General features: G+C 57.7%; 14 protein-coding genes. 5 read left to right on the forward strand and 9 right to left on the reverse strand.

All coding sequences use genetic code 11. From position 1 onward, the window contains the following. Positions 1–3: 3 nt before the first annotated feature. Genes brxC through brxL form a run of 4 tightly spaced genes read left to right on the forward strand, consistent with a single transcriptional unit; the run spans position 4 to position 11,656 of the window. Positions 4–3,543: a BREX system P-loop protein BrxC gene (gene brxC / locus QZ638_RS04990; protein WP_295807632.1), complete on the forward strand. Its 3,540-nt coding sequence runs from the start codon at positions 4–6 to the stop codon at positions 3,541–3,543. Beyond that, positions 3,543–7,067, forward strand: coding sequence for a BREX-1 system adenine-specific DNA-methyltransferase PglX (pglX, locus tag QZ638_RS04995; protein WP_295807662.1), 3,525 nt, complete (start codon positions 3,543–3,545; stop codon positions 7,065–7,067). Before brxC ends, pglX begins: the two co-directional genes overlap by 1 nt. Further along, entirely contained in the window at positions 7,060–9,567 is a 2,508-nt protein-coding gene (pglZ, locus tag QZ638_RS05000; protein ID WP_295807664.1) for a BREX-1 system phosphatase PglZ type A, read from the forward strand. Before pglX ends, pglZ begins: the two co-directional genes overlap by 8 nt. A 7-nt stretch (positions 9,568–9,574) precedes the next feature. After that, positions 9,575–11,656, forward strand: a complete 2,082-nt coding sequence (gene brxL, locus QZ638_RS05005; RefSeq protein WP_295807667.1) for a BREX system Lon protease-like protein BrxL — start codon at positions 9,575–9,577, stop codon at positions 11,654–11,656. A 74-nt stretch (positions 11,657–11,730) separates the two neighbouring features. Here the strand turns inward: brxL and QZ638_RS23280 are convergent, their stop codons facing one another. The 7 genes from QZ638_RS23280 to QZ638_RS05030 all read right to left on the reverse strand — a co-directional run bounded on the left by QZ638_RS23280 (position 11,731) and on the right by QZ638_RS05030 (position 17,790). Then, positions 11,731–12,108 carry a poly-gamma-glutamate hydrolase family protein gene (locus tag QZ638_RS23280; protein ID WP_366936198.1) on the reverse strand — a complete coding sequence of 126 codons (378 nt, stop codon included), beginning with the start codon at positions 12,106–12,108 and terminating at the stop codon, positions 11,731–11,733. A 28-nt stretch (positions 12,109–12,136) separates the two neighbouring features. Beyond that, on the reverse strand, positions 12,137–12,463 hold the full coding sequence (locus QZ638_RS23285) for a poly-gamma-glutamate hydrolase family protein (RefSeq protein WP_366936199.1): 327 nt from the start codon (positions 12,461–12,463) through the stop codon (positions 12,137–12,139). A gap of 36 nt (positions 12,464–12,499) precedes the next feature. Next, complete coding sequence (locus QZ638_RS05010; protein WP_295807669.1) at positions 12,500–13,426, reverse strand: nucleotidyl transferase AbiEii/AbiGii toxin family protein; 927 nt, start codon at positions 13,424–13,426, stop codon at positions 12,500–12,502. Then, the gene (locus tag QZ638_RS05015; RefSeq protein ID WP_366936200.1) at positions 13,416–14,270 is read right to left on the reverse strand and encodes a type IV toxin-antitoxin system AbiEi family antitoxin domain-containing protein; all 855 of its coding nucleotides are present in this window, start codon (positions 14,268–14,270) and stop codon (positions 13,416–13,418) included. Before QZ638_RS05015 ends, QZ638_RS05010 begins: the two co-directional genes overlap by 11 nt. Positions 14,271–14,474: 204 nt before the next feature. Beyond that, positions 14,475–15,374: a plasmid partitioning protein RepB C-terminal domain-containing protein gene (locus tag QZ638_RS05020; protein ID WP_295807671.1), complete on the reverse strand. Its 900-nt coding sequence runs from the start codon at positions 15,372–15,374 to the stop codon at positions 14,475–14,477. Beyond that, positions 15,371–16,258 carry a plasmid partitioning protein RepB C-terminal domain-containing protein gene (locus QZ638_RS05025; protein WP_295807675.1) on the reverse strand — a complete coding sequence of 296 codons (888 nt, stop codon included), beginning with the start codon at positions 16,256–16,258 and terminating at the stop codon, positions 15,371–15,373. Before QZ638_RS05025 ends, QZ638_RS05020 begins: the two co-directional genes overlap by 4 nt. Then, positions 16,255–17,790 carry a recombinase family protein gene (locus QZ638_RS05030; protein ID WP_295807677.1) on the reverse strand — a complete coding sequence of 512 codons (1,536 nt, stop codon included), beginning with the start codon at positions 17,788–17,790 and terminating at the stop codon, positions 16,255–16,257. The genes QZ638_RS05025 and QZ638_RS05030 overlap by 4 nt, the downstream gene beginning before the upstream one ends. A 50-nt stretch (positions 17,791–17,840) precedes the next feature. Between QZ638_RS05030 and QZ638_RS05035 the strand changes: the two genes are divergently transcribed. Then, complete coding sequence (locus QZ638_RS05035; protein ID WP_295807679.1) at positions 17,841–18,308, forward strand: hypothetical protein; 468 nt, start codon at positions 17,841–17,843, stop codon at positions 18,306–18,308. A gap of 52 nt (positions 18,309–18,360) precedes the next feature. On the opposite strand, the gene QZ638_RS05040 is transcribed toward QZ638_RS05035, so the two are convergent. After that, the gene (locus QZ638_RS05040) at positions 18,361–19,059 is read right to left on the reverse strand and encodes a topoisomerase DNA-binding C4 zinc finger domain-containing protein (protein ID WP_295807682.1); all 699 of its coding nucleotides are present in this window, start codon (positions 19,057–19,059) and stop codon (positions 18,361–18,363) included. Positions 19,060–19,122: 63 nt separating this feature from the next. Then, a partial coding sequence (locus QZ638_RS05045; protein WP_295807683.1) for an S-adenosylmethionine:tRNA ribosyltransferase-isomerase occupies positions 19,123–19,843 on the reverse strand: 721 nt, incomplete at its 5' end.

A 19,843-nucleotide genomic window follows, 5' to 3' on the forward strand; every position in this document is an offset into this window, starting at 1 on the left:
CCGATGGCTACTCTTCTACGTGACATCTTTGCCAAGCCGGTCGACCGTTCGATCGATGGGGTGATCAAGGCTGACGACAAGGCCAGCCTCCTGACCGAGCTTGATGAATATGTCATCACCAACGAGATCGGCGCCCGACTGGAGCAATTCCTCGACGCCTACAACAATTACGATACCGCCAACGGTGTGTGGATTTCGGGCTTCTTCGGATCAGGTAAATCTCACCTGCTGAAGATGCTCGCCCTTCTTCTGGAGAACGACGAGGTCGAGGGGCAGCGCGCCGTCGAAATCTTTGAGCGAAAGCTCGCAGGTAACCCGATGCTGGCGGGGGCCTTGCGCAAGGCAGTGTCGATTCCGTCCCGGTCAGTCTTGTTCAATATCGACCAGAAGGCGGATGTGATCTCGAAGACGGATGTTGATGCGCTTCTGGCCGTCTTCCAGAAGGTCTTTGACGAGATGTGCGGCTATTACGGCAAGCTCCCGCATATCGCGCAGTTCGAGCGTGATCTCGACAGCCGCGGGAAGCTTGATGCCTTCAAGGCCGCCTTTGCGCAGTCTACCGGCAAGCCCTGGGAGCGTGGGCGCGAACAGGCTCTGATGGAAGGCAAGCACATTGCCGCCGCCTTCGCGGAGGTCACGGGTAATGAGGTCAAGGATATTCTTGGCCAGTATCGCAATGATACCAAGGTCTCGATCGAAGATTTCGCCAACATGGTGAAGTTGTGGATCGATGGGCAGGGTCCGAAGTTCCGGCTGAACTTCTTCGTCGATGAGGTGGGACAGTATATCGCCGACAACGTCAAGCTGATGACGAACCTGCAGACCATTGCCGAAAGCCTGAACACGAAGTGCAAGGGGCAGGCCTGGATTGTTGTCACCGCCCAGCAGGACATGGGTTCGGTCATCGGCGATCTGACGGCGCAGCAAGAGAATGACTTCTCGAAAATCCAGGCACGCTTCGCCAACCGGATGCCGCTGAACTCCCAGGATGTGGCCGAAGTCATCCAGCGCCGCCTTCTGGCTAAGACCGAGGCTGGTCAGATCACCCTTGGCAATCTTTACGATGCTGAGGAGAACAACCTGCGCACCCTGTTCGATTTCGGCGATAATTCCTTCAAGTTCAGGAATTTCTCCGGAAAGGAACAGTTTGTCGCGAGCTACCCGTTCCCGAACTATCAGTATGATCTGTTCCAGCGCGCGATCATGGGTCTCTCTCAGCATAATGCGTTTGAGGGCAAACACAGCTCGGTCGGTGAACGCTCTATGCTGGGGGTGTTTCAGGAGGTAGCCAAAAAGCTGGCGGATACGCCAGTTGGGGGGCTGGCGACCTTTGATCTGATGTTCGAGGGGATTCGCACCGCCCTGAAATCATCGGTTCAGCAGTCAATCCAACTGGCTGAAAAGAACCTTGGTGATGATTTTGCCGTGCGGGTGCTGAAGGTGTTGTTCCTTGTCAAATACGTCAAGGAATTCAAACCGACTGCCCGCAACATATCGATCCTCCTGTTGTCCCGGTTCGAGGCGGACCAGACCGAGCAGCGCCGCAATATCGAGGAGGCTTTGTCGCTTCTGGAGCGTCAGACGCTGATCCAGCGCAACGGCGAGGTCTATGAATTCCTCACCAATGAGGAAAAGGACGTCGAGGCCGAGATCAAGGCAATCGCCGTCGATCCCGCCGAGATAGAACGGCAGCTCGATGAACTGGCGTTCGGCGCGATCCTCCGTCACGGCAAGATCAAGCATGCCGGCACGGGTGTCGATTACGCTTTCACCCGCAAGCTTGATGGCCACAGCCTGAACCGGGAACATGAGCTTTCCGTCAATATCATCTCGCCGTTCAGCGACGATTCCGACGCGCCGGATGTGGTTCGTTCGAACAGCATGGCAAGCGATGAGATGATTGTCCTGCTCGGGCGTGATGTGCGCTTTACGCGCGATCTCGTCCTCTGGCTTCAGACCGTAAAATTTGCGCGTCAGGTCACCAGCGGGGATGCCCAACCCGGTCGTGATCGTATCATTGCGGAAAAGCGTGACCAGAATACGCGGCGCGAAAAGGAACTGGTGCAGCGGCTGCGCGGCCTGATCGCAGATGCTCGGCTCTTCGTGCGCGGTGCCGAGCTGGAGATCGGCGGCGAAGATCCGCAGGATCGGCTGGTCAAAGGTTTCCAGGTCTTGGTGGACAAGGTCTATACCAGCCTGCCTGTCCTGCGCGGTGCCACTTACACCGAAGCAGATCTTGGGCGAGCCGGACGCGTCGATGGCGGGCTTTTCGGCGGCGAAGGCAGCGGTCTGACTGAAGCCGAGCAGGACGTGCTGAATCATGCTCAGGCTCAGATGCGCCTTGGGACGCGGGTCTCGGTCAAAGCTTTGGTCGAGAAGTTCGGAGCAAAACCTTATGGCTGGCCCGCCATCGCGGTTCTCTGCCTGACCGCGAGCCTTGTCGCGCGAGGCAAGCTTGAGGCTCGGGCCGACAGTGCTTTGCTGGAAGGGGATGCGCTGGTGCAGGGGCTGCGCAACAGCCATGCCCTTGGCAACATTCTGCTTTCCCCGCAGATCGAGTTCACAGCCGCCCAGATCCGCAAATCGCGCGAACTGTTTCAGGAGCTGTTCGATCTTCCAGCCTCTGGCAATGACGCGCGCAGTTTGGGTGCGGAGTGGCAGACGCAACTGCGCAAGCTGCTCGGCGATGTCGAGCAGGAGAGTCGCGCCATTGCAGCCTATCCCTTTGCCGCCGCCCTCGATCCCCTGCGCACCATGCTGGATGGGATGCGCGACCAGTCGGCGACCTGGTTCATCACCGGCCCGATCGGGCAGGAAGACCAGCTTATTGATGCAAAAGAGGATGTCTTCGACAAAGTCCGCAGCTTCATGCGCGGACCACAAAAAGGCATCTACGATGAGGTGCGTTCTTTCCTGACCAAGCAGGATCAGAACCTTGGCTATTCCGAAGGTGCTGCCGCCGACAAACTGCGTCAGGTTCTTGAGGATCCGCAGTGCTACAAGGGCACCACAATTCAGGAACTGAAGACGGATTTCTACGCCCTGAAGGAGCGTATCGAGCAAACCGTTCTTGCTGAGCGCACCGCTGTCATCACGGCGATTGACGAGGTTGCCGGGAAAGTCGCCCAGACTTCGGAGTTTGGCGCACTGCCGCCCGAGCAGCAGGCGCGCATCCGCAAAGAGCTTGCAGATCGGAAAACAGGCCTTGCCGCACAGAGCCTGATCCCGGCCTTGCGCAATCTGGCGACCGAGGTGCGCTCCAATCTTCTGGCTGACACGCTGACCCGCATTGCGGAGCTGACGCCAGCACCAGCGCAAACACCGGCACCGCAGCCTCAGCCCGCTAGCGGCGTGGCCGAACCTCAGCCAGCGCCATATGTGCCGCCGGCACCGGCCAAGCCTCAATATATCAAGGCGCAGTCGATCACCGTCCCCTTCGCGAAAACCTATCTCGAAGATGAGGACGATGTGACCCGCTATCTTGATGAGATGAAAAAGACCCTGCTGGCCGAGATCGACGCGGGCAAGAAGGTGATTGTCTGATGGATACCAACGCCCTGAAGAAATTTGCGCAAAGCGCGCGCAACCTGCTGATCGATCAGGTCACTGCCCGGCTGGACATGGTGCTGGCCGAAGGCGCAGCGGCTCGCCGCGAGCATCCCAAAGCGATTGCGAAGCTGGAGGTCGCCGCCAACAGCAACCGCGCCCATGTGATCGAGCAAGCAGCCTATACATGGTTCAACCGCTTCACCGCGTTGCGCTTTATGGATGTCACGGGCCTGACCAACCCGCGTGTTGTGTCGCCCGTCGATGGCGCCACCCGGCCCGAGATATTGGCGGAGGCGATGGCAGGCAACCTGCCGGATCGCGCCCGGCCTGATATTGCCGAATATTTGAACGGTACACGCCCCGCCCATGATGGGCAGGCGGAGGCCTATCGGCTACTGCTGATCCATGCCTGCAACGAATGGCACGGCGCGATGCCCTATATGTTCGAGCGTGCCGATATGCTCGACCGGGCCGAGGATTACACCGAGCTGCTGATACCCGACGATCTTTTGTCGCCGGACAGCATCCTTGCCCGCCTGCGTGAGGTGATGACAGAAGAAGCCTGCCAGGATGTCGAGATCATCGGCTGGCTTTACCAGTTTTATATAAGCGAAAAGAAGGATCAGGTTTTTGCGGGCCTGAAGAAGAACCAGAAGATCACAGCGGAAAACATCCCCGCCGCGACGCAGCTGTTCACCCCGCACTGGATCGTCCGCTATCTGGTGGAAAATTCGTTGGGGCGACTGTGGCTGCTGAATCGCCCGCAATCCAAGCTGGCGGCGAAGATGGACTATTACATCGCGCCGGAAGAGCCCGAGGCGGATTTCCTGAAAATCACCCGGGCCGAGGATATCCGCATCTGCGATCCGGCCTGTGGCTCGGGCCATATGCTGACCTATGCGTTTGACCTGCTGTATGAAATCTATGCCGAGGAAGGCCATGACGCGGCCGAGATTCCCGGCCTGATCCTGAAGCACAACCTGACCGGCATCGAGATTGACGACCGCGCAGGCGCGCTGGCGGCTTTCGCCCTGTCGATGAAGGCGGCGGCGAAGCTGGGTCGGCGACGGTTCATGCGGATGGACGCAAAGCCCGACATCGTCGTGCTGCAGGACGTGCGCTTCACCCCTGCTGAGATGCAGGATGTAGCCGCCGTGGTGGGCAAGGATCTGTTCACCGATGAATTGCGCGAGACTCTGACGCAGTTCGAGCAGGCGAAGAACTTCGGCTCGCTGATCATGCCGAAACTGCGCGATCCGGCCGAGGCGCTGCGCGTGGTCGAGGCGCGGGACTTTGGTTCAGACCTGCTGTTGAAGGAGGTGCAGGAGCGCGTCATCGCCGTGCTACGCATGGCTGAGGCGCTGTCGCCGAAGTATCACCTCGCCGTCGCCAACCCACCCTATATGGGCGGCAAAGGTATGAACGGAAAACTGGGCGATTTCGTCAAGGCCAGCTATCCAGACAGCAAATCCGATCTTTTCGCTGTGTTCATGGAGCGAGCGCTTGGGCTTTGCGCCAAGCACGGCCTGATGGCGATGATAAACATGCAGTCGTGGATGTTCCTGTCGTCCTATGAAAAGCTACGCGTAAAGTTGCTGTCGGATGCCATGATCCTGTCCATGGCGCATTTGGGAGAACGGGCTTTTGACAGCATCGGCGGGGCGGTGGTTTCCACCACTGCGTTCGTGATCGAGAATGCCCATAGCTTGAATCACGAAGGCACGTTCATCCGTCTTGTCGATGGAGCTTCCGAAGCTGAAAAAGAAGCGCAACTCAAAGAAGCAATTCAAAACCCGAACTGTGGCTGGTTCTATCGCGCCGCAGCAGAGGATTTCGAGAAAATTCCAGGAAGTCCGATCGCGTATTGGGTCAGCAAGAATGTGCTGAAGGCTTATGCTGTAGGCACTCCACTTAATCAAATCAGTAAACCAGTTGTAGGGCTCCAAACTGGCGAGAACGCTCGATTTGTTCGAGAGTGGCATGAAGTATCCTCAAGTCGATTCTTGCCCAACTGTCAGTCTATAAATGACGCGAAGTCATCAGATGCAAAGTGGTTTCCTTATAACAAAGGTGGCGAGTTCAGGCGCTGGTATGGCAATCAGGAAAATGTTGTAAACTGGCAGAACGATGGCGATGAAATCAAGAATTTCACTGACGTAGACGGGAAGCTTCGGTCACGCCCTCAAAACACGAACTTCTTTTTCCGTCCATCGGTTTCATGGTCCAAAATTTCTAGTGGTTTACCCGCATTCCGGTTCTTTCCAAGCGGCTTCGTTTTTGACGTGGCTGGAACGTCTATTTTTACGGATGAAGAGGGGTATCGATTTGGATTGACCGGACTTTGCAATAGTAAAGCCGTCGTAGAGATCCTAGCAGCAACATCCCCGACGTTGAATTTCGAGGTTGGACATATAGCTGCGATACCTGTCATTTCGTGGTCAACTAGAGATCAGGAAGTGGCGAAGGCTGCAGTGGTGCTTTCGAAGGCCGACTGGGACGCCTGCGAAACCTCTTGGGATTTCACCACGCTCCCGCTGCTCTCGCTCGATCGCCGGGACGAGACGCTCTCGACCAGCTATACCAATCTCCGCGCCCATTGGCAGGGTATGACGGATGAGATGCAACGGCTGGAGGAAGAGAATAACCGCATCTTCATCGACGCCTATGGCTTGGCTGACGAACTCACCCCCGAAGTGCCGATTGAGGAAATCACCCTCACCTGCAATCCGGCCTATCGCTACGGCGTGAAGGCCTCTGAAGAGGACCGCGAGGCTCGACTGCGCGAGGATACGGTGGCCGAGTTCCTCCACTATGCCGTGGGTTGCATGTTCGGGCGCTACAGCCTCGACGCGCCAGGCCTTATCCTCGCCAATCAGGGTGAAGGGATTGAGGAATATCTGGCGCGCGTGCCTGAACCGACATTCGCGCCCGACCGAGACAATGTCATCCCGGTGCTGGATACCGACTGGTTCGCTGATGACATCGTCACCCGCGCCCGCGATTTCCTGCGCGTGACCTTTGGCGAGGCGAAGTTCCGCGAAAACCTCGCCTTCATTGAGGCGGCGCTCGGCAAGGATTTGCGCCGCTGGTTCACAAAGGATTTCTTCGACTATCATGTGCGCCGCTATAAAAAGCGCCCGATCTATTGGATGTTCTCCAGCCCCAAGGGCAGCTTCAACGCGCTGATCTATATGCACCGCTACCGGCCCGACACCGTCTCGGTCGTGTTGAACCAATATGTGCGCGAGTTCATCCACAAGCTGGAAGTCGAGCGCGCGCGGCTTGAAAAGCTGGCTGTCGACCCTGCCGCAACGCCGGCTCAGCAAACGAAGGCGCAGAAGGAAACGGCCACGGTCATCAAGCAGATCGCCGAGCTGACCGAATGGGAGCGCGAAGTCGTCTACCCCATGGCGCAGCAGAAGATTGCCATCGACCTGGATGACGGGGTGAAGCGCAACTATCCGCTGTTCGCCGGTGCGCTGAAGCCGATCAAGGGGCTGGAGGCTGCGGATGACTGACCGCATCACCGCCGGCCTGATGCGCCTTTATGAAGATCAGGGCCATCGCATCGTCTTCTGGTATGACTCCGCCCGCGATCTGCGCGCAGCGTTCGATGCGGTGGACTTGCCCGGCGTGACCAAGGTGGAGATCGTCAATAACGAATTCGGCCTGAAATATCGCATGCTGCGGCAGGAGCCGAAGGCGCGGTTCCTGCTCTATAAGGACGGCGCTGAGCCGCCGATGCCTGAGAACTGGCTGCTGGATGTGCAACTGGCCAGCGCCGTATTCCGCGCCGATCAGGCGGCGATCTGGGTGGCGGATCTTGGCATTCCGGCGAAATACGAAGCCGCCGTGCGCGATCATGCCGAATTCTACCGTTCGGGCAAGCGGCTGGAAGCGCTGCGTGCGATCGAGCGCGAGCGGCCCTCGCAAAGCGCCAACGATGTCCGCCGCAAGATGCTGGCGGTCTGCGCTGGCGCGGATGGTGATCTCGATACTGTGATCGAGGCGTTGCTGGCCGAGCTGGCTGAAGGCCGTGATGAGGCGCTGAAGCTCATTGGCCGGGTCGGGCTGGCGGAATTTTTCTGGAAAGAGGTTTCGGCGCGTTATAGCTATGCGACGGAGGCGCCGGATTTTCAGGATTTCGCCATCACGCTGTTTTCCAGTGCCTGGGCGCGGGCCATGGGAGAAGCTGCCCCCCTGAACACGGATGCCGCGCTGATGTTCCGCCGCTGGAGCGCCTCGCGCCGGTGGGGTGAGGCGTTCGAGAAGCTGTCGGGCGATTATCAGGACGTGCTGAAGATCAGGGACAATCTGGCTTCACGCGATTTCCGGGCCCTCATCCCGCATGATCATTTCGAGGAAGTGGATCGGCGGATCGTCGTCGCCATCGTTGAGGGCCTGGCCCGGCAGAGCCTGTCCGCGACTGATGTGCTGAAATGGGTGCGCAATCGCCGCCAGAGCCATTGGTATAGCCGTTACGCGGATGTCTATCAGGCCATTGGCTATGCGACCGAGTTTCAGCAGGCGCTGGCCGAGGCTGATCTGACGATGACCAGCCTGTCCGATGGTGTGAAGCGCTATTCCGCAAGCTGGTTCCGACTGGACCAGCTTTATCGCAAGTTCATCTATCACATGCAGAAGAGTGGACAGTCGGGGTTGCTGTCTGCGCTCTATGAGGCGGTCGAGAACCGCTACACCACGAATTTCGTGCTGAAGCTGAACGACGCCTGGCAGGATCAGGTTGCCCGCCTCACGGATTGGGCGATTCCCGGCTTTCCGCGTCAGATGGATTTCTACCGGGAGCAGGCTGCTGAATACCGGCGCAAGGATCAAAAGGTCGTCGTCATTATATCAGATGCGCTGCGCTACGAGGTGGCCGAAGAGGCGCTGCGCGAGATCCGCAAGCTCAACCGGTTCGATGCCGAGTTGAAACCAATGATCGGGGTTTTGCCGAGCTACACGCAGCTTGGCATGGCGGCGCTCTTGCCGCACCGGCAACTGGCGATCCGCGACGACAATGATCTTGTTCTGCTGGACGGTGAAAGCACCATGGGTGCCGCCGCTCGTGAAAAGGCGCTTGCTGCGGGCCGGGCTGGAGACCGGGTAAAGATTCTCGCAGCGAAGGATTTCATGAATCTGGGATCATCGGAGGGCAAAGACCTCTTTCGGGATCATGACATCCTCTATCTCTACCACAACCAGATCGACGCGATTGGCGACACGCTCGCCACCGAGGAAAATGTCCCCGCTGCGGCAGAGACTGCCATCGAGGATCTGGTGAAGCTGGTGCGGAAGCTAACCTCGGCCAACTTCTCGAACATCTTGATCACCGCCGATCACGGCTTCCTGTGGCAGCACAAGGCACTGGAAGAGAGCGGCTTCGCGCTGAGCGAGCCGGAAGGCGAGATCGTTACACGAAACCGGCGCTATGTGATTGGGCAGGGCCTCAGCAGCAGCGGTGGCATGAAGAAGTTCACGGCCGCGCAGCTTGGCCTGGAGGGTGATCAGGACATCCTGATTCCAAACTCGATCAACCGCCTGCGCGTGAAGGGATCAGGCAGCCGTTTTGTCCATGGTGGGGCGAGCCTGCAGGAGATCGTCCTGCCGGTCTTGCGTGTGGGCAAGCAGCGCAAGGAGGATGTCGGGCAGGTATCGGTGCAGATTATTCCGCCAGCCCGGGCCCAGATCACCACGGGCCAGATTCAGGTCACCTTCTATCAGGCGGAGCCAGTTACCGAGAAGCAGCAGCCCCGACAGGTGCATGCAGCCATCTTTGCGGACGATGGAACGCTCATCTCTGACGAAGCCGAGCTGGAATTCGATTATGCGTCCGAGAACCCGCGCGAGCGTGAGCTATCGCGGAGCTTTCTGCTGTCCAAGGCGGCAGACGCCTATAACAATCAGACAGTCTTCCTGAAGCTGCGTACGCGCATCGGCAAGACCAGCCATTTCGAAGATCACGCTTCGCAGCCGCTGCTGCTGAAACGCGGGATCAGCACAGATTTCGATTTCTGAGGTGCCGATGTCGACCCTTGATGACAAGATCAACGAGCATTTCGCCGGTTTCGTGGTTCGCAAGGACCTGGTGAAGGCGGTGAAGGGGAACGCCATTGTTCCCACCTATGTGCTCGAATACCTGCTCGGCCAATATTGCGCGACCGATGACGAGGCCTCGATTGCGACAGGCATCGAGACAGTCAAGGACATCCTGCGCAAGCACTACGTCCATCGTTCCGAAGCGGGGCTGGTCCAGTCGACGATCAAGGAGCGGGGCCGTTACAAGGTCATCGATCAGGTCAGCGTGGCGCTGAACGAAAAGACCGATGCCTATGAGGCGGTCTTCGAAAACCTCGGGATCAAGCGGGTCGCGATCGACAGCACCACGGTCAAGGCGCACCCGAAACTGCTGGTAACGGGTATCTGGTGCATCGCCGATGTGCAGTACGAATTTTCGGAAGACAGCCGGATTTCCCCCTGGATCATCGACACACTGAAGCCGATCCAGATCGCCCGCGTCGACTATGATGGCTATCGCGAAACGCGTGACAAGTTCACCACCGAGGAATGGATCGATCTGCTGATGCAAAGCATCGGCTTTGATCCGTCCCTGTTCGGGCGCAGGTCAAAGCTTTTGCAACTGTTGCGCCTGGTCCCTTTCGTCGAGCGCAACTACAATCTTATTGAGCTTGGCCCCAAGGGCACGGGCAAGTCGCATATTTATTCCGAGTTTTCCCCCCATGGTCAGCTGATCTCGGGCGGTGAAATCACGGTTCCGAAGCTTTTCGTGAACAATTCCAATGGCCGGATCGGATTGGTAGGCTTTTGGGATGTCGTGGCCTTTGATGAATTTGCCGGCCGCGAGAAGACGGCCAACAAGGCGCTTGTCGACATCATGAAGAACTACATGGCGAACAAGCAGTTCTCTCGTGGTGTAAATCCGATGGGTGCCGAGGCCAGCTTCGCCTTTGTCGGCAACACGGACCATAACGTGCCTTGGATGCTGAAAAATACGGACCTGTTCGAAGCTCTGCCGCCGCAGTTCCACGACAGCGCCTTCATCGATCGATTGCACGCCTATCTGCCCGGATGGGAGGTCGACATCATCCGGGGTGAGATGTTCACATCTGGTTATGGGTTCATCGTCGACTATCTCGCCGAAATCCTGCGCCATCTGCGTGCCGAGGACTTCTCGCATCGGCCAGATCGCTATTTCACCATTCCGGTTCAGACCCATATTCGGGACCGCGCGGCGATCAACAAGACCATGTCAGGTCTGCTGAAGCTGATCTTCCCCAATGGTGGCGAGACAGAAGCCGAAGTTGAAGAGCTTTTGCGGTTTGCGATTGAATGCCGTAAGCGGGTGAAGGACCAGCTCCTGCGGATCGACAGCACCTTCGAGGACGCGGACTTCCATTACGTCGCCTTGGATGGCGCAAAGCGCGCTGTCACCACGCTGGAGGAAGAGGAGTTTCCCCAGTTCTACCATCGCCGATCGACTGGCGATGGGGATGACAGCGAGGGGCAATCTGCGATCACGCCGGTTCCCGCGCAGCAGTCCTCAGCGGCGGCCACTCCTGAAGCACCTGCTGTTGCTGTTGCTTCTGCGATTGTTCCGAAGCCCGGGCATGTCGTTTTTACGGAAAACCGCAAGGGCATCAGTTTCGACAAAATCTTTGGTCCGTGGACGGATGGTGCGACCAGGATCGTCATCACTGATCCTTATATCCGGAAGTTCCATCAGGCGCGTAACGTGATGGAACTCGTTGAGATGCTGATCCGGCGTAAACAGCCCGAGGATCAGGTCGCAGTGCATCTCGTCACCGCTCCTGATGATGGGAACATTCAGGAGCAGCGGGAATGTCTGGATGGGATCGCCGAGGCCTGCACAGGCACGGGCGTTGATTTTACATGGGCGTTCGACGGGACCGGAACGATCCATGCACGCGACATCACCACGGACACTGGCTGGAAGATGGTGCTGGATCGAGGATTGGATATCTTCCAGCCGACACCTCGTAAGATGAACGGTTTCTCGCTGGGGGAGCGAATGCAAGAGCATCGGATGGTCAAGGGCTTTTATGTAACTTATGTCGAGGCGCAATAGGGCAACGTGCTGGTTGCGCTGCGGGATGGCTCCGCGTAATGCGCGCGATTTGAGGCCAGAGAGCACATAGAGGTTCACGTCGACGGCAATCCGCATCGAACGGCCTCGCAGAACGTCTCGCGCAAACTTGTGTCTCTAGCTAGTTTCCGCCGCAGTGATCGCGGAAGTTCGAGTTGGACTCCCTTACGAGAAAGGGTTCGATTGCAGATGTTCGTCAGCTCTGTTCCCGGAAGCCTCTCATTGAAATCAGCATCAAAACCGGCTTTGCGCAGCGAACTGCCGATTGCATCGCGTAGTTCGGCATCACGTCCGCCCAGCCAAACTGACTCGTCCCCATTGTCCTTTCGCCCGTGGATCGCGACTGCGTAGTGGCATCGTCCGACAATATCAATGGCCGTTGGTTCGTCGAAGCGGTGTGGCCGGCGACATTGCACTTGAAGCCTCAGCGACATCGCATCGCACTTGACGGGAGGGGCCAACCTACGGCCGGGCTTCGCCCGCCCTCCGGTCGGCCCCTCCCGTCAAGTTCGATGTCGCTGACCCCTCCATCTGCATTGTCGCCCTATAACGGTGGGAGGTTATATGGAGATCGGTATGAGGCCGATTTTCTAGACCCTCGAAGGCGTAGAAAGAAAAGTCGAGTCCGGCGACAGCCTCGGCGATTTCCGAGGTGTTCGGTTCGATCCATCCGCCATGGGGCGCAAAGACCACCAGTTGAGCGCCACGATCTTCCACACATATGCGATAGTCGATCCCGAGCCTCTCATTGGCAGTAAGTTCTGCGAAGCACTTGTATCTATCAGCCATATGATCCGTTTCAGTTACGCAGATCCCCGAGAAATCCTAGCGCATGTCCGCGACGATGTTCTCGATCTCACGCCGCTGCTCGGCGTGTTTTGCGGGGTTTTGGTCTTTCAATTTCTGCAGATTTAGAAGCTTCCAGCGCACTGCCGGTAACTCCGCAGCTTTTGGCAGCCCGATAGCTTCGAAATCAGGTTCGCCGTCGTGGAGCGAAAGCAGGAAGCTTATCGCCCTGTCGTCGAGCTTTGCCAGAATATCCGCTGTCATCCGGCTTCTCGTTGCTTTCAGATCATCGAGGCTGACGGGCTCGACCGTCATCCCTTCGAACTCCTTGACGAAGGCCTCGTCGAGTTCCACGAGCGAAGGCCTGACCAGTTCGTGCGGGGGGCGCCCAGAGCTCGCGACATAAATCAGGAAGGTCCGAAACAGCGCGTCGGTCAGCCCCTCGTTCTGATAGAGCAGCTTCACGTCAAACAGGTCGCGCGGATGCTGCCGGTCAACCGCCGCATGCAGCTTGCCGCCAAACAGGTCTTCGAACGAGACAACCTGCATTTCGGCGAAGCCGAACGTCTCCTCGACATTTTCATTCACCCGGCGCCGTTCCGGCGGATGGACGGTGCCCCTCGCGACCGGGGATGTCTCGACCTTGATTTCGGTGTTTCCCTGTCGGACGAGCAGGCGGGTATCATTGTTCCCACCACCGGCTATCCTCTGGACATTCACACCGCGCATATTGCGTATTAAGTCCTCGCGGATGTGCTCCAATGTCGTGTCGATGTTTTTCAGCGTCGTCTCACGGTCCTCTATCGGCAGATAGGTCAGGTCGATATCGACCGAGAGCCGCGGCATCTCGCGATAAAAGAGGTTAATCGCGGTTCCGCCCTTCAGGGCGAAGGCCTCGTGACGGGCAATGAAAGGAAGGGTTCGCACCAGGAGGTCGACCTGGCGCATGTATGTTTCACGGGCCATTCGGGACTTCCTTCGGCATCAAGTCGGCCGGGACTGTAATGCGGTAGACGGGGTGTAGCCGGCCGCCCGGCGTCAACGCCCGGTCGCCCTTGCCGAAATCGACGGACGACTTGTCGATGTGCCGGCGCCAAGCATGATCATGCTTGTCAGCAAACACGAAGAAGAGGCGCTTGGTTTTGACGCTTCGGCAGAGGGTGAGGAGCGTCGTCAGCAATTTGGGTCGCAGATTGGCAAGGCTCTCGAAGGCGACGTCGACCTTGTGGTAGCTTTCGTTCTTCGGGACTTCGTCGAGCATTTCGAGGATCGCGCGCTCGGGTGAGGACATCGGCATTGGCCAGCGCCATGGGCTTTGTGTCAGCTCCGGATTCGCGTCGTTGGTCAGGTCGAAGTCCGCGTTTTCGACGCCGGTTGTTCCGTCGCCAAACAGGACATCGCTTCTGGTCTTCACATCGGCGTCCGTTCGCAGTTTCGACAGCCACTTTGGGATATCTGATCCGTAAAGATAGAGAGGGAATGCGCCGCCGAGCGACAGGTAATGGGTATGCCCCCGCAAGGAGAGCGAGGTCGCTCCACCGACATGGAATTTATGCTGCATGAGCCAGGCCGCAGAGAGCAGGGGGATTTTCCAGCCACTGACAGCTTCTGGATTGGCGTCAGAGGAAAATGGTCGACGGTACACCCCCGTCATGACCGGCTCGAGCCAACCCTGTTTGAGATAGCCCGAAACGGACTGCCGCGAGATCGCATGACGGCTCATCCACCCAGAATCCACGAGGAAACCAGGGGGGACCTCTTGCAGAAGCTGCTTTAGCTTTGTCTCTGGTTGCCCACTCATATTTGACATTATGGCATAGAATTAAAGCAGATGCGATTCGAACTTTGCAGAATGCAAGATTTGTCCATTCATGCTTGACCAAACGGGCCGATCTCAAAGTCAGAGCCGGGTAGCCTTGCCGAGCGCTATCAGTTCCCCAGCCAGTATCTGGGACGGGTGGCCGATACATACGTCACGCATTCACAAGAGGCTGCAGACTGAAATTGGCGTCAGTCAGGCCGCCATGCCGGTTTGATCCAACGATGACGACGCAATGATCGAGCGGAATTCCTCGAGTAACTCCGCGTGGTGGACAGATAAATAGCGCTCGATCTCCTTGTTTCCGACGAGCTTGCCGAGGTAGCCTGATGCGATGACGAGATGCAGGACGTCATCCCCGTAAGAGCTTTCGATCTGTTTGAAATCCTGGTGGAGGGAGGCCATCTCCCGTTCCATGCGAGCCATCTGCTCGCGTGTCATGCCCGCGATCTTCTTTGGTTGATCCGGCTTTGCCAAATCCTCCTGTTTGGTGGCGGCTAGCAGGGCCTTTGCGTAACTGGATGACCAGTTCGCGGCCGTACCCATCAACTCGGCCGTCTCGATCTGCCGCAGCGGCTTCATTTTCCGAAGGACGTCGAAGGTGACCGGGTTTACCGATTTGTCCTTCAGCATCTCGACGACCTCGGGGCAGATGCCATCGAGCAGGGTGCGCCGCCTTTTTATGAGCTTGATATCGACATCTAGCGCCTTTGCCAGCTTGTCCTCTGACACGCCGCTCTTGAGCGCACGCATGATCATGAAATGCTCCTGCACGGTGGCAAGGCGGTTCACGCGCTTGTTGTAGGTGAAGGCCTCATCGTCATCCGCGATCAGGCAGCGTGCTTCGGTGTGGCCGAGATCCTGAAGGGCCGCGAGACGCAAATGCCCATCAAGCAGAAGATAGCGCGAATCTTTCTTTCCGAGCCGAGCCACCACCAGGGGTTCGATGATGCCGACCTCGGCGATCGAACTTGAGATCCGCTTGTATTTTACCACCTTCTTTTGTGCGTCCTCCACTTTCTTTCGCGGCAGAAGGGAGGTCAACGGAAGGACAAGTATGCGCTGTTCGAACGCGATACGGACATGGTCGTTCATGGGATTACCCTCGTTCCAAGACGTTCCGCGAGCGGGCGAGGCATCGTATGGATCGCTTCTGCCCGCAGCAGCGTCACAAAGTGCTCGTCGGCGAGTAGTCGTTTCAGTGCGTTGACGACGAAAAGTAGCCGGCTCTGAGCAAGCGTTGCCTTCTTGACCAGGAGCTTCTGTCTTTCGGTCTCTTTCCTGTAAGCGCGCACGAGAGCGCTAGCGGTCAGCTTGCGGCCCGCCGATTTGTTCGGAGCTGCCAGGCTGTGTATCGTCTTGCCGGTCAGGTTGCGTTGTTCCACGATACGGCGGATCGCAATGATCTGATTGCCGGGAAGTGCCTTCTGCTCATAGGCTTCGGCCAGGGCTTTCTGAACGTCGCTGTCTTTGGCGCGGGCGATCTCCATGGCGATGCTTGGAGGGATAATCCCTTTCTCGACCCCGGCAAGGAGACGCTCTTCTCCATGGTCGAGCAAGTAGCAGATTGCGTACACGTATTCGTCGCTGAAGTCCGTCTTCACTGCGATTTCTGTGATCGAGTAGCCCCGATCACGTAGCGCAGCGATCTCCCGGACGAACTCGAGCGGCGAGTGCTGCCGACGCGCGAGATTTTCGACCAGGCTCATGACGAAGCAGTCTTCCACGGTCGCTTCGATAACGATCGCCGGAATGTGCGATTGTCCAAGTTCGACAAAGGCTTCGAGACGCCCTTGGCCACAGACGAGATCATATCCCGTACTGTCAGCGTGGGCGCTGACCGTGATAGGCTTTTTGAGCCCCAGATGAGCAATGCTGGTCACGAGCTCCGCGAATATTTTCTTGTTGCGGGCGCGGGGGTTCAGGACGACGATGCTATCAACGGGGATGCTTTGAATCTCCGGTGCAGTCTGGCTCATGCCGCTCTCCTGATGTTTGAGCGTGTGGTGAGGTTCAGGAACGGGTCGAGGTTGTCGACCCGGTATGCATCAAGATGGAGACCGTTTTCTTCCTGCATGCGGATGCGCTCCACGGGAAAATCCAGGTGCGGCAGCAGGTAATAGTCCAGAACGGATCGGTTCTCGGCATCCATCCTGATTGCGATCGTGATGTCTGGATGAAGACCGGTATCGAACCGCACTTTCCATCGCAGCGAGCCTGTCGCGGTTTGCAGGCAACGCGCGATCACGATCGATGCTGTGAACTCACCATTGATGGTAAGAAGGTCCGTGGCCGGATCGCGTACGATGGATGCGCCAACACCCTCAATGGACTGAACGGTGTCAGAGACCAGATCCGCGTGCAGTTCACGCAGGAACCGGTTAGTTTCGACGTAGCGATAGTCCCGCTGGGGCGTATAGCCGATCAGTCTGTAGGCCCGCAGCAGGCTTCCGAAACGTGAGCGATAGGCGGAACTCGAAGGTAGATCGTCCTGCTCGTCGATCATCAAAGCCGACAGGTGCCCCTGCATATCCCGCAATGCTTTCAGACCGTCGAGCATCTCCGCCTCCGTGAAGCGGCGATTTCGTTCTGCGATCATCGCGGCGGCACGGAAGAACAAATCAGGCGCCACGATGGCCTCAAATGCCCCGGCGGCGCGCACCAGCATGTCGGGAGGATTACGGACGCGCCGCTTCTTCAGTTTGAAGGAGACGCGGTTGAAGACATTGTTGCCGACGTATTTTTCGTTGGTGAGAATTTGGTGGACCGTGCCTCTCGTCCACGGTCGGCCGAGATCGGTCGGGATACCTTCGAGATTTAACATGGCAGCGATTTCGCGTTCGCTTCGGCCCTCCTCCACGAAAAGCCGATACATGCGGCGGACGGTTTGAACCTCCTCCATTGGGCCTGGAACCAGAATCACACGATCCGTCTGCAGGCTCTTGTGCTCGCCGGTCCGCAAATCCGCTTTTGGCTGGCGATGTTCATCGACCAGCCTGCGACGCAGGCCGTATCCAGCCATTCCCCCTTGCCGAAATCCCAACGAGATCAGCCGGCATTGACCGGCAAACACCTTCGCCGACAGTTCCCGGCTGTACTCGCCGGCCATCGCACGCTTCATACTTTTGATGATGGTTGCGGTGAGGCTGCCGTCGTTCTCGAACTGTTCGGCGCAGTAGTGAACCGCGATACCAGCGCGCGTGCAGATATATTCTAAATAAGCGGACTCGTCCGCGTTTTGGAACCTGCCCCAGCGGCTGACATCATAGACAAGGATAATGCTGAAATTCGCGCAGCCAGATTCAACGTCCTCGATCATTTTCTGCAATGCTTCGCGACCATCGAGCTTAAGGCCACTCTTACCTTCGTCAGCATATGTTTTGACGATGGAAATGCCGCGCTGGGCTGCATACCGAGCGATGATGTCCGACTGGTTCTCAGTCGAATACTTCTGATGCTCGGTCGACATCCGGACATATTGGGCCGCGCGCACAGTTTTGTGCTCGTCCACGCCTGAATTCGTATCGGACCCCTGAGACACTTCCGCTAACCGCAACAATTGTGGCGGACATCGGATGCCCACCTGAAAACGCCCTCTGGCATTCCGAACCTAGCGAGAGGGACAAGGGAATGTCGTCTTTAAACAAGGACCGAAAGATTCAGGCTAATTCCGGCAAAGTTGTTCCACCCGATGATCCGGGCAGAAGGCTGGGGGCATCGGGTTTTGCCGCGGCGGTTTCTGAAGCGCTGCATCGGGAGTTCGATGGCAACGGCAGTGCGGTCAAAGCGATCGTCGGCCTTACATCTGCGAATGAGCGAGCGGTGAAGAACTGGTATCAGGGGAAGAACGGCCCGAGTGGCGAATTCCTCGTCCTTCTTTGCAGGCACTCGGATCAGGTTCTTGAAACGGTGCTGTTGCTGGCAGGTCGCCAGGACCTGGTGACGGCCAAGAAACTTGTAGATGCAAAGGGCAAGCTGCACGAGATGCTGTCGCTCATCGACGAGATCGAGAACGGCCCGGCGCGCTGATCTTGACGACGCATAGGATATGCCAAGGAGCGGAGCATTCGACCCGCAGGCGTTACACTTGCTGCGTGTGATCGCAGTCCGGAAACTGATTGCACCCGAGAAACCGGCGATTGTTCCGACCTCTGCGCTCAACCAGTTGGCCCACATGACATGCCGGACATTGCCGGACCAGCTCTCCGTCGATCGTTTCAAATCGCAGATTGTCGCCTGCTATCTCCGAAAGTTCCCTTATATAGCGGGAGGGCTCGCGGCTGTTTGTGAGCAGAAAGACGCCCCGGCTGGCGCGAGTCAGCGCGACATAGAACAGGCGACGTTCTTCGGCATATTCGAACGTCTCCGGTCGAGGCATCACGAGGTTGAGCAATTCGTCGTCTTCGATCCGGCTGGGCACGCCGTAATCGCCTTCGCTGACATCGAGCAGAATCGTATATTCCGCTTCAAGCCCCTTGGCCCGGTGGAAGGACATCCCGGAAACCTCGATACTCTCGAAGCGTGGCTTTGAGCGTACGAACGGATCGAGTTGGTTGTAGCGCCAGAGCACCATGACCTTGAGCTTTGGTCGTTCTGCACTTTGCCACTGCGCTGCAATACCGCCGAGAAACCCGTCAAGGCGTGTCAGCAATCTGTGGCAGGCAGTCGCGAAATCCGGCTTGCCGCGGTCTCCCTCGACCGGCACGACCCTGATGGATTTGGCAATCGCCGGGCGTGACGACCTGACCGCCTTGCGCAGCTGCAAAGGATTGCGCTGCACGAAGCTTGCGGTGGTTTCGGCGATGAGTTGATTGCAGCGATAGGTTTGTTCGAGCCGGCCCTTCTAGCTGGCCCCGAAATTCTCGTCGAATTGCGTGAAGATGGTGATGTCCGAGCCGGCGAAACGGTAGATGGACTGCCAGTCATCGCCGACGGCAAAGATTTTGCTGAACGGCTTCTGGTGCTTCAGAGCCTTGATCAGGTTGGCGCGCGACTCGGAGATGTCCTGGAACTCGTCGACAAGGATGAGGGAATAGGGGCTCGTATATTGCCCTGTCTCGACCAGACGCGTCGCATTGGCGATCATGGAGTCGAAGTCGATGCGACGGTCGGAGTCCAGCTTTTGCGAGTACGCCTCGGTTATCTTCCACACCACATGGGCGAACTCGGCGGCTCGGGTCTTGTCATGCAGAGTCCTCGACCGTTCGAGAAGCATGTCCAGCGTCAGGTGGCTGGCCCGGATGTGCTTTATGCAGACAGCGATCAGCTTATGGTAGTGCTTGATGACGACCGGCTCGAGCGCCTTGACGATTTCTGAGTAGCTTTTCCGCGCGAATTGAATCTCACGCTTCGAAAGCTCGGCTTCGAGCACGGTGAGCAGTGACCCGTCACCATAGGAATAGAAGCGATAGCCCGAAGAAATGGCGTGGGCGTAGGCTTTTTGCATGGTTTGGATGCCGGAGAAAGCCGAGACGAGCATGAAAAGTGTCGAGCGCGGCAGGTGGAAATTGGTCATCAACAGGTCAACAACCCGGAACTGGAAGCCGGGGGTGATGAAAATGTCG

The organism is uncultured Nitratireductor sp., assembly GCF_913053745.1.
Lineage (GTDB): Bacteria > Pseudomonadota > Alphaproteobacteria > Rhizobiales > Rhizobiaceae > Nitratireductor.